We start from the raw sequence: 3,120 nt of genomic DNA on the forward strand, positions 1-3,120 counted from the left end.
CCTTTGTTAGCTGCAACATTCGTTGCATAAAAGCTTTATACTGTGATTCACAACCATCGGTTGCAAAAGAAGAAGATTCATTGACTCCCTCCATTTCATCAATATTAAATCCTACTTGCTTAATATTCTTCTCAACAAAGAATTGAAACATCTCATCAGGGTAATCTAGGGCATCACGGGTTAATACCGTAATGACATGAAATGGAATATTATTTTGCTGCAATAGTTGAATCCCATGCATAGTCCCTGCATGCGTTCCTAAGCCCTTACGAGTTTTGCGATGAGCGTCATGTAGAAAAGCAGGGCCATCTAGGCTAACACCAATTCGCACTTGATAAAGATTAATGAAATCACACCAATCTTGATTAATTAGAGTTGCATTAGTTTGGATTGCATGACTAATCAGGCGTAATCCTGATGGCAAGTCATAATTTAATTCTTCGATTTTATCAAAGGCTGATCGATAGAAATCTATCGGCATGGTTAGGGGTTCTCCTGCATGCCAAACCACCGTAAATTCGGAGTCCAGGAATTGACTTTGAAATAAGTTTACAAAAATAGGTTCGATTAGATCGAGGGAAAACTGGAATTTAAGATGGCGGTCAGGTAAATAGCAATAATCGCAGTCAAGGTTACAAAAAGTAGTAGGTTGAATAATAACCAACTTGACTGGACCATAATTTTTGGGAGCAGATATCCATGTGGATAAAGTATTAATTAAACCCATAACTTCCACAGAGAAATGAAGCAAACACCTTAATACTTTCTTGCTAAAAGAGAATCATAGCTATTTGTTTTCAATCGCTCTGCATGGTGAAGCTATAGCTCACTATCAAGATACTTTTGGGATATCTCTTTTTGAAGAAGTGCATAATTCTGAGTAAAATCTATTGCCAGATTGATCACACTTGGTCTAGATTTCGAAACTTTCTTCTGGTGCAAATATACTTACAGTCTCGTATTTCACAGTTATTTTATCGAAACAAAATAATTTAAGTAAGATTCAGTAATTATAGTACTTAGTGAATAAATTTAGAGCAGTATGAAAATTTTGTATAGTACCCCCCAGGGTACTTGACCTGACTGGCACATCTATGTTGAATCTGTAGAATATTTCAATTTTCAGATTTTGTAAATGCTTCAAGCCAAAGTTTTCAGCAAGTTGTAGCAATTGTCTTAGCTGTCAAGCATCTTCAAAGGAAACATCTAAAGTTTTCTAAGCTCGACTTTATCCATTACGCCTTATGTGAGTGCAAATTTGCTTCGAACAGGTTTCTGCTCAAAGATCAGCACATCAATGCCGAAGGATTGCCGTAAGACGATTCGCAGGGTATGACTAGCGACCTTGGCGGCGACATGGACCTGAATGCCTGAGACCTTTTTGCGGAGTAATCGCTCTAAGTGTCGTCCGGTATTTGAATCTCGTTAAAAACCCCTTCAATCCGTTCACGGAAATGGCTCAAGAGGCGGTCAAACGCCTGTGGATTCTGGGCGTGTTGGTTATCTCTCATCGGGGTGAAGATGCGATTGCCTGTACATCTGGCGATATCTGCTTGCCAGTCTGTGCCAATAAAGCCTTTGTCGGTCAAAATGGTGCACCCTTGGATGTCGCAGAGGACCGTTTCAGCCGCCGCACGTTCATCCGTATTGGCGGGGACCAAGTCATAAACCAATGGCAGTCCTAATAAGGTCGTGAGCATCACCAATTTATAGCCAAAGTAGTTGAGTTTACGCCTGGCACAGTAGCCATAAGATGTACTCCCCTCAAAATCACTCTGCCGTTTACTGCGTTTATAGCTAACGACGGGCACCGGTTTCGTATCGAGCAAGAACGTGTCCTCAAACCCTACATTCAGGTGGTCCAGCCAGTATCGTCTAAGCGCTTCCAACAGCCCCGCCAACCGGCGGGCTCGACGATTAAACTGGCTTTGGTCGAGCAGCGATGGAAACAGGGATAAGTGATTGGCTCGGATGAATCCGAGGAATTGTTGTTCACCGGGATAGGGGAAATAATCCATGGCCAAGAGTAACGTCAGCATTTCGCTCTCGCTAAAGCGGCACCGGGCACCGGGTAATCGCGGGCGTAAGCGATGACCATACACTTGGTACCAGTCATCCACAAGCACAAAAATGTGCGTTAGAAGGTCCGTCGCTTTTACCATAGTCATGAGGAGCTATAAGGTTTTGTGTTTGGTTACCTTGATCTTGAGGGCTCCTCGTTTTTTGAGCTAGTGGCTGATGTCGCTCCATTCACATAATGCGTCCATTTGTACAACAGACATCTCCAAAATATAAATTCGGATAAAAAAAGGCGGTAAAACTCTAAACGTAGAGCGTTACCGCCCCAATGAAAAATCCCTACGATTATATCAATCAAAATCCTGAGCGTTGTCAGCGGATGTTTGGCCTTGGCTATCAGGAATTCAGTGATTTAATTGCCGTAATAGTAAGCAACCAATCTGCCCGAAAAGACCAGTTATCTCCGGCCAAAGTCTACATCAATGCACCGGGGGGGTGTCCTCCTAAGCTCAGCGAGGCGGAGGAAGTGAGCCTGTGTCTGTTGTATCTCAGGCAGTATCCCACCTTTGAACTGCTGGGATTACACTACGACGTCTGTGAAAGTACGGCTCATGACATCTATCACCGTTGGGTGCTGCGATTACGTCACCACCTGCCATCGAGTTGGCTGGAGGAACTCGGTGATGATCCAGAGCAACTCGCCTGGCTTCAGGCCATCTTGGCAGAGTAGGAATTCCTCGTTGATAGTACCGAGCAAGCCCGTGAACGTCCTAAGGATAATGAGGCTCAGAAAGGTTGCTATTCGGGCAAAAAGAAGCAGCATACGTTCAAAAATCAGCTCATTAGCCTGAACACCGGTCATGACATCGTGGATGTCCTCGTTGGGGAACCGGGGCCTCACAGTGATCAGAGTTTATTGCGGGAGCAGCAGGCCAACTTAAGCGAGGACCAAGTCTATGGGGGCGATAAAGGGTATCAGGGGGTTGCCCGTACACGAACCCCGATGAAAAAGCCCCGTAAGCCAGACCTCAGTGCTGATGAGAAACAGGCGAATAAAGAATTTTCTCAGTGTCGGATTTATATCGACCACCTGATTCGGGT

The 3,120-nt window shown here is 44.3% G+C and carries 2 protein-coding genes and 2 pseudogenes; 2 read left to right on the forward strand and 2 right to left on the reverse strand.

Translation table 11 applies throughout. The features are described 5' to 3' along the window. The coding region (grrM, locus tag IQ260_RS29225; protein WP_193996577.1) for a cyclophane-forming radical SAM/SPASM peptide maturase GrrM/OscB at positions 1–727 on the reverse strand (727 nt) is incomplete at its 3' end. A gap of 515 nt (positions 728–1,242) precedes the next feature. Continuing rightward, a pseudogene (locus IQ260_RS29230) lies at positions 1,243–2,168 on the reverse strand (IS982 family transposase). 179 nt (positions 2,169–2,347) lie between these two features. Between IQ260_RS29230 and IQ260_RS29235 the strand changes: the two are divergent. Then, positions 2,348–2,749, forward strand: a complete 402-nt coding sequence (locus tag IQ260_RS29235) for a helix-turn-helix domain-containing protein (RefSeq protein WP_193996578.1) — start codon at positions 2,348–2,350, stop codon at positions 2,747–2,749. 63 nt (positions 2,750–2,812) lie between these two features. After that, positions 2,813–3,120 (forward strand): annotated as a pseudogene (locus IQ260_RS29240) (transposase family protein); the annotation flags it as partial.

The organism is Leptolyngbya cf. ectocarpi LEGE 11479, from assembly GCF_015207065.1.
In the GTDB taxonomy this organism is placed as follows: domain Bacteria; phylum Cyanobacteriota; class Cyanobacteriia; order Phormidesmidales; family Phormidesmidaceae; genus Leptothoe; species Leptothoe ectocarpi.

Coding starts and splice junctions, on each gene's coding strand:
- IQ260_RS29235 (WP_193996578.1), top strand. CDS start 2,348: ATGAAAAATCCCTACGATTATATCAATCAAAATCCTGAGCGTTGTCAG.